The sequence below is a fragment of the Peribacillus sp. NPDC060253 genome (assembly GCF_042727425.1).
GTDB lineage: Bacteria > Bacillota > Bacilli > Bacillales > DSM-1321 > Peribacillus.
Map to the genome: position 1 here is coordinate 1 of NZ_JBHXAS010000170.1, position 7,771 is coordinate 7,771.

Below are 7,771 nucleotides of genomic sequence, written 5' to 3' on the forward strand. Positions count from 1 at the left end.
ATATTAAATCATCAAATCATATATAAGATATCGAATCATATATGTGATTTAAAGGAGAGTAAAAAAATGTCCGTTAAATCTGCAGAAAGAGTTTTAAGAGTGTTTGAATTATTAAGCCAGGTTCAGCATGGTTTAACCATCAAGGAAATTAGTGAATCCTTGTCTTTTCCACAAAGTAGTACTTCTGGCCTCATTAGAACGTTGTTAAATGAAGGGTACCTATCTCTTGATTCTTATAATAAATATAAGTTAGGACCAAAGCTGATCCAAATTGGTAGCGCTGCTATGGATTCGTTGGATATTTCCTCTCAAGGCTTGCCTTATTTAAAAAAATTGATGGAGGATGTTCAAGAAACGGTATTCATGGCGGTGTTATCAGAGAATGAACTGGTATATGTTGCGAAAATTGATAACAACCGTTCTATTCGTACTACTGCACAGCCAGGAAGTCAAAAACCTTTATATTGTACAGGTCTCGGAAAGGCATTTTTGGCCTTTTTACCTCAGCAACAAAGGACTACTATCCTAGATAGTCTTGAATTACGCCCTATCACCGAGCACACCATCACAGACAAAAAGCTGCTTGAACAGCAGCTAACATTGTTTAATGAGCTTGGTTATTCGATAGATGATGAGGAAAATGAAGATGGTTTATTCTGTCTGGCTGCACCGATTTATGGAACCAACCATACCATTCAAGCAGCCATCAGTGTGGCTGGTCCAAAAGAAAGAATGATTAAGCAAAAGGATTTAATCGTAGGAAAATTGATTACCGCCGCAAAAGACGTTGCAACCAGTATTGGAAATGCAGGGAATAGTCAGTTTTAATGAAACGAGGTGTTCATATGGATGTTGTAAGTTTAGGGGAAACGATGATCTTATTTTCTGCTGAAGAAACAGGTCAATTACGATACAATCGGAACTTCACTTCGAGAGTTGCCGGTGCTGAAACAAATACACTTATTGGCTTAGCGAAGCTTGGCTATCAAACTGGCTGGATGAGCAGAGTAGGCAAGGATGAGCTTGGAAAACGTATCCTTTCAAGAATACGTGGGGAAGGCGTAGACACTTCGTTTGTAAAAGAAGATGAAAGCGCACCCACGGGTTTGTTTTTAAGAGAAAGAACAACTATCAATAGTTCAAGAGTCTTCTATTACCGAAATCAATCTGCTGCCAGTAAAATGGTCCCTGCAGATTTGGAAGAAAGCTATATAGCCAAAGCAAAGTTCCTATATCTTACTGGAATAACTCCCGCACTTAGTGATTCTTGTAAAAATACCGTTTTACATGCAATAGAGCTTGCCAAGAAAAATGGTCAAAAAATCGTATTTGACCCCAATGTACGAAAGACGCTTCTTGATGATAAAACAGGTAGAGAAACATTATTGGAAATAGTAGCAAAGTCCGATATCATTCTTCCAGGAATCTCAGAAGGTTACTACTTATTCAAGTCAACAGATTGTGAACAGATAGCGAGAGAATGTAAACAATTAGGTGCTGAAATGGTAATCGTGAAGCTAGGAGAAAAGGGGGCCTACTATTCTACTTCTGATACTTTTGGTTATGTTCAGCCTTATCAGGTCGCAACGGTAATTGATCCTATTGGCGCTGGCGATGGATTCGCTGCTGGTGTTTTATCCGGGATATTCATAGGCTCGTGGAAAGCAATTATAGAGTCAATCAATGACGGTGTTCTAATGATTAATCAAAATGGGTATGAACGAATGATCAATCTTGAATATACACGTATTACTGGTTTACCAACAGATATCATAGGGAAGCCACTGGAAAAATATCGGCCCGGGCGTAACCTGAACTTTCCGCAGATTCATTGAGACCATTAAAACTTACTAAACGTTGTAAATCCACATATTTGCTTATGCTACCCCAATTATGTTTTTACTCTTGGAAAAATCTTTCAATCTACACTATTTTTTTGTATGGTCTTATTAGGAGGTGATTTATGGTGAAAGAAAAATGTTCCTTTTACGATAAATTACCGTTAGATTTATTGGCTGGGTTTTATTTTGAAATAAATAAGAACATTGAAAAGGGAATCTTGTCTGATGCCATGTATCATGAAATTAGATTAATGGAACAATCAGCATTAAGAAGGGGGATCTCACTTGAATACATACATGATAAGGGTCCCCGTATAATTGAAGCTGAGAAACTACTAAGAGGAACAACCAAGCAACACTAAATCGTAGAGTAAGAATTCTAAAAATGTTTTCTAGTAATCCTTGGAAATGTAAGCGCTTTCTGTTATAATAAAGATGGGTTGGATGGCATGTGTGGCTGTCATAGTATCTGGCGTAGGCGAGGCCGATACCGGAAGAGGGCTTAGAGAAAATATCCTTTTTTAATTGAATAAAATCATACATAAACAATAAAAGTGAAAAACGATAGACCCTTTGGCTCCCAAAGGGTCTATTTTGGTGTAACTTCCTTTAATGGAGATGTGATTTTTAATTTAATCGATTAGAGAGAATTGCTCCTAGAGCGAAAGCTAGGCCTTTTTTGTGAAGGATGTTTTTTCAAAAGAAACAGACCGACAGCCAATCTTTCATATTTGCCCTTTAACTGAAATTCACCAGTTGGTTGAAAGAATTTTCAGAATTTATCTATTGTAATTTATCAGAATAGTTAGTATTATTATACCTAACTAAATTAGTTAGGTGGTATGTTGATGACGAAAAATAAAATTAAAGACGTTGCATACAAGCAATTAGCTGAGAAAGGCTATGAGCGTGCAACTCTTTCAAGCATTGCTAAAGAGGTGGGTATTAAAACGCCGTCCATTTATGCTTTTTATAAAAGTAAAGAAGATTTATTTATGGCTGTATATAAGGATCTGTTGCAAGATAATCACCGTCACATAAAAAGTTCAATTGACAATCTAACAAATGGAACGGTAAAAGAAAAGCTTTATCAAATATTAGAAGCGATATGTCATTATCATTTAAGTCAACCTGAGAAAACGGCAGCCTATATGAAATTTACCTTTTTCCTTCCTCCGACTTTAAACGATGAAGTAAAAGAAACGTTTAGCGAGATGGAAGAGGTTCTTGGTGAGATGCTTGAAAGTATCTTTTCGGAGGGAATTAGGCAGGGGGTGTTAAAAAATCAACCTATTGATGACTTAATTGCCTCCTTTCTATGTTTAATGGACGGAATCTTTTTGGAATTGCTCTATTATCAACACCAGGAAGACAAATTTAAAAGACGGGTAGAGCAAACCTGGAGCATTTATTGGAATGGAATTTATAATGATCATGAAAAAGCAGCTTCCTCTGATGAACAAAGTAAAAAAAAATTGTGACTATAAATAGGGGGCTGCGTCTATGAAAGAGGAAAAAGTTATTTCAGATTTTGCACGAGAGGCCGTACCAAAGGAATTGCGAAGATCATGGTTTTCCATGTTTTCGGTATTGGTCGCTATCGGGGTCGACTTATCTGCGGTTATGTTAGGGGCGGAATTAGCGAATGGGATGCCGTTAAATCAAGCAATTTTATCGGTTTGTGTCGGATCGCTCATTCTTGCCATTTTATGCACGATTTGTGCGATTGTCGGAGCTTCCACCAATCTTTCTACATCAATGATTACAAAGTATGTATTTGGAAAATATGGTGCTCAAGTGTTTTCTATTGTCCTCGGAATATCTTTACTTGGGTGGTTTGGGGTACAGGTGGGCTTTTTTGCTACCAATGCGCACACAGTTTTACAAGACGCCTTTCACGTATCCATCAACGTTAAAGTCCTTTCTTTAATTGGCGGTCTACTGATGATGACGACCGCTATTTTTGGGTACCGGGCCATTGAGAAATTAAGCGTGTGGTCTGTGCCGCTATTATTAGGATTAATGCTGTTCACCTTATTTTTAACGCTGAAAAATTATTCGATACCCGTAAGTATTCCAAAAGCAGGGGGATTTACGTTTGGCAGTGCGATCTCGCTTGTTATCAGTATTTTCATAGTAGGAGCAACGGTGCAGCCGGATATTTCACGTTGGGCAAAAAGTAAAAAGGATGCAATCATTGCTACATTTTTCGGAATTTTTATTGGAAACAGCTTCATGATTATCCTAGCTATTTTAATGTCAAAGGCAATGGGAACTGATGATATGATGAAAATTTTTATCACGCTTGGACTGGCGATTCCAGGAATACTCGTATTAACGCTCGCACAATGGACGACGAATACGTCGAATTTATACTCTTCTTCGCTAGGTTTTTCGATAGTTTTCACGAAAATTCAGAAACAATGGTTAACGATTATTTTAGGAATCATTGCAACAATCCTGGCAGTTCTCGGTATTTATGATCAATTTCTTTCATTTTTAAATATTTTGGCGATTATAATTGCACCGATTGGTGGTAGTTATGTAGCTGAATACTTTTTTGTCAAAACAGAGTTCCAACGCTATGACCTTCATTTAGAGGCAAAGGCAGTCGTAACTCGTTCAATCATTGCCTGGGTTGCTGGAATGCTGATTACTTATTTGACAACTGCACAGCCGTCAGGATTAGCTTTATTTTCCCTTACAAGCGTCTCTGCCCTTGATGGCGTTTTAAGTGGATTTATTGTACAAACGGTGTTAGGAAAACTATTGAAACAAAAGGATTCGTTTCAACAAGTAACGATCGACAAAAAAGAAAATGAGGAGTTTGGACAATGAGATATATAGATGAACAGACAGTTGAAAAAATCGCATTAGGTGCAGCCGTTTTAGGAACAGGCGGCGGTGGAGATCCCTATATTGGGAAATTGATGGCGATAGAAGCCATTAGAAAATATGGACCTGTGAAGTTAATTTCATTAGATGAATTAGAGGATGACCAGTTGGTAGTAACTGTATCTGGTATGGGTGCCCCAACTGTCGCAATTGAAAAAATACCGTCAGAACATGAAATGACAGCACCATTGGAAATGTTAGAAAGAGTGCTGGGGAGAAAAGTCGATGTGGTAATGCCAATTGAAGTAGGGGGGATCAACTCTTTATTTCCAATTATCGCTGCTGCTAAAAAAGGTTTGCCAATGTTAGATGCGGATGCGATGGGGCGTGCGTTTCCCGAAGCACAAATGGTAACCTTCTATTTGGACGGGTTTGACCCATCACCTGTTACAATGGCTGATGAGAAAGGAAACACGGTCGTGTTGTATCCACAAGATGGAGTGTGGACAGAACGATTAGCACGTGCTCTCACGATTGAAATGGGAGGAAGCTCATCCGTTTGTGAATATAGTCTGTTTGGAAAGGATGTCAAGACGTCGGTTATTCCTGATACACTTTCTTTGGTTGAGCGAATAGGTGAATATTTGTTAGATAATCAAGTGAAAGAACAAATAGGTATCAATAAAATGTTAAAGGAATTAAATGGATATTTTTTGTTTGAAGGCAAAATTTCAGACATTGAACGGAGGCTTAGTGGAGGCTTTACAAGAGGTAGTGCAAAGTTGGAAGGTAGTCGTAATGACCAAGGGAAAACATTTTCCATCTATTTTCAAAACGAGCATTTAGTAGCGAAAGAAGGCGAGCATTTATTATGTTCTACACCAGATTTGATTGCTGTTTTAGATGCTGAAACGGGTTTCCCTATTACAACAGAAAGAATGAAATATGGTACACGTGTTGTAGTCGTTGCATTTCCTTGCCATGATAAATGGAGAACGCCAAAGGGAATTGAAACAGCAGGACCTCGTTATTTTGGGTACGATTTTGACTATCAACCAGTAGAAGTTCTACAGAAGGAGAGAAGATAATGTATCGCTTAGGAGTAGATGTTGGAGGAACTAATACAGATGCAGCTTTATTAGACGAACGTTTACAGGTTATTCATACGGTTAAAGTACCAACTACAAAAGATGTAGAAAGTGGGATCTTTGAAGCCATCGCAAAAGTGATACAAGAAAGCAGAATAGAGCCTAGTGATATTGGATATGCCATGCTTGGAACAACGCATTGTACGAATGCTATTGTTGAGCGTAAACGTCTAAATAAAGTAGGTGTTATTCGAATTGGGAAGCCTGCTACAACAGCTATCCCTCCGTTTACAGATTGGCCACAAGATTTAAGAGAAGAAATTGAAGGAGCTTCTACTATTGTTTCTGGTGGCTATGAATTCGATGGACGATTGATTTCTGAGATAAATAGAGAAGAAGTGTTGAAATATTGTAAAGAAATAAAGGGGAGTGTAGAAAGTATTGCTATTTCGGGTGTGTTTGCGCCTGTAAATAAAGAACAAGAAGAAAATGTTGCAATCTGGGTAAAGGAAGAGCTTGGAAATATTCCTATTTCACTTTCTAATGAAATTGGTAGTATCGGTTTACTAGAACGTGAAAATGCCACTATTTTAAATGCAGCCTTAATGACAACAGGTCAAACTGTTATTAATGGATTTTTTAAGGCATTAAGTAATCTCGATATTAAAGCGGAAATGTTTTTCAGTCAAAATGATGGGACATTAATGAATGCAGCTTATGCCCTTCGTTATCCGATTCTGACCATGGGGTGCGGGCCAACAAACTCTATTAGAGGTTCAGCCCATTTATCAGGATTAAAGGATGCCATTGTACTTGATGTTGGAGGAACAACAAGTGACCTTGGTGTATTAACAAGAGGATTTCCAAGACAGTCTTCTTTAGCTGTAACAATTGGTGGTGTGAATACTAATTTTAGGATGCCTGATATTTTATCAATTGGGCTGGGCGGTGGAACTCGCATTTTTGGATTAGACGAAAATTTTACGATTGGGCCGGAGAGTGTAGGCTATGAGATTACCAGAAAAGCACTTCTTTTTGGTGGAGATGTATTAACTACTTCAGATGTTGTGACGCGTTTAGGACATGCTTTTGAGGATAAAGCAACGCAGGTTGACCAGTTATCAATAGAGCTTTGTAATAATGTATATAAAAAAATGACAGATATGTTAGAGGATGCAATTGATCAAATGAAAACGAGCTCAAAAGAAGTACCACTTATTTTGTCAGGTGGTGGGAGCATTATTGTTTCGAATTGTTTGAAAGGGGTTTCAGAGGTCGTTAGGCCAAAACATTTTGAGGCCGCAAATGCAATTGGAGCAGCACTTGGTCAAATTAGTGGTGAAGTTGAAAAGGTTTATAGTTTAGAAGGAATTTCTCGTGAAGATGCTATCCATCATGCTAAAAAGTTAGCTACTGAGGAGGCAATAAAGGCGGGAGCAAATAATGCCACTATATCGGTGGTTTCTGTAGAAGATATACCACTTTCGTATTTACCTGGAAATGCATTACTAATTAAAGTAAAAGTAGTCGGCGACTTAGTTGGTTCTGGTGTAGAAATTATTTAAAAAAGTCACAGGATATTACCTTTAAGAAAATTAAGAAGGTGCTTATAGATTTTTATAAGGTTACTAGAAAACAGAGTACTAAACCACATAAACAACGACGTAATTGAGTAGAAGATTACTTAAAAACGAATTATCTTGATTTTGATGTTAAGGTGCGTGGCAAGGAAAGAATTGAGAGTTCTAAAAAGGTGTTGAAAGGGGGAATAATATTGCTTCAAAAGTTAAGCGATGAATTATTAATTAATACCTATCTTAAAGCAAAAAAATTAGAAATTGACCCCAGTTTTATATCGTTATTAACCAAAGAAATAAATAAAAGATTTCGTTTGATATAATAAAATCATTAAATTTTCTAGAACTATCATAGAAATACACCCAAACCAACAGATAGGCTTTGCAAATGAAATTGTACCAGTAACATCGTTGAAAAAAACTTATAAGG

8 protein-coding genes are annotated in these 7,771 nt (G+C 37.5%); all 8 read left to right on the forward strand.

Annotated elements, in window-relative coordinates; genetic code table 11:
* The first annotated feature begins 66 nt into the window (after window positions 1-66).
* The 8 genes from ACFWE9_RS24745 to sda all read left to right on the forward strand — a co-directional run bounded on the left by ACFWE9_RS24745 (window position 67) and on the right by sda (window position 7,664).
* Window positions 67-828 carry an IclR family transcriptional regulator gene (locus ACFWE9_RS24745; RefSeq protein WP_230159615.1) on the forward strand — a complete coding sequence of 254 codons (762 nt, stop codon included), beginning with the start codon at window positions 67-69 and terminating at the stop codon, window positions 826-828.
* 17 nt (window positions 829-845) lie between these two features.
* Window positions 846-1,835, forward strand: a complete 990-nt coding sequence (locus ACFWE9_RS24750; RefSeq protein ID WP_377359308.1) for a sugar kinase — start codon at window positions 846-848, stop codon at window positions 1,833-1,835.
* A 128-nt stretch (window positions 1,836-1,963) separates the two neighbouring features.
* The gene (locus ACFWE9_RS24755; protein ID WP_377359310.1) at window positions 1,964-2,203 is read left to right on the forward strand and encodes a hypothetical protein; all 240 of its coding nucleotides are present in this window, start codon (window positions 1,964-1,966) and stop codon (window positions 2,201-2,203) included.
* 486 nt (window positions 2,204-2,689) lie between these two features.
* A complete protein-coding gene (locus ACFWE9_RS24760; RefSeq protein WP_048687599.1) occupies window positions 2,690-3,322 on the forward strand; it encodes a TetR/AcrR family transcriptional regulator in 633 nt (210 codons plus the stop codon).
* A 22-nt stretch (window positions 3,323-3,344) separates the two neighbouring features.
* Window positions 3,345-4,679, forward strand: a complete 1,335-nt coding sequence (locus ACFWE9_RS24765) for a cytosine permease (protein ID WP_377359312.1) — start codon at window positions 3,345-3,347, stop codon at window positions 4,677-4,679.
* Window positions 4,676-5,764 (forward strand): S-methyl thiohydantoin desulfurase family protein, encoded by a 1,089-nt coding sequence (locus tag ACFWE9_RS24770; RefSeq protein ID WP_369316761.1) that lies wholly within the window; start codon window positions 4,676-4,678, stop codon window positions 5,762-5,764. The genes ACFWE9_RS24765 and ACFWE9_RS24770 overlap by 4 nt, the downstream gene beginning before the upstream one ends.
* Window positions 5,764-7,329, forward strand: coding sequence for an ROK family protein (locus ACFWE9_RS24775; RefSeq protein ID WP_377359314.1), 1,566 nt, complete (start codon window positions 5,764-5,766; stop codon window positions 7,327-7,329). Before ACFWE9_RS24770 ends, ACFWE9_RS24775 begins: the two co-directional genes overlap by 1 nt.
* Before the next feature lie 209 nt (window positions 7,330-7,538).
* Window positions 7,539-7,664, forward strand: a complete 126-nt coding sequence (sda, locus tag ACFWE9_RS24780; protein WP_230159622.1) for a sporulation histidine kinase inhibitor Sda — start codon at window positions 7,539-7,541, stop codon at window positions 7,662-7,664.
* Window positions 7,665-7,771 lie beyond the last annotated feature (107 nt).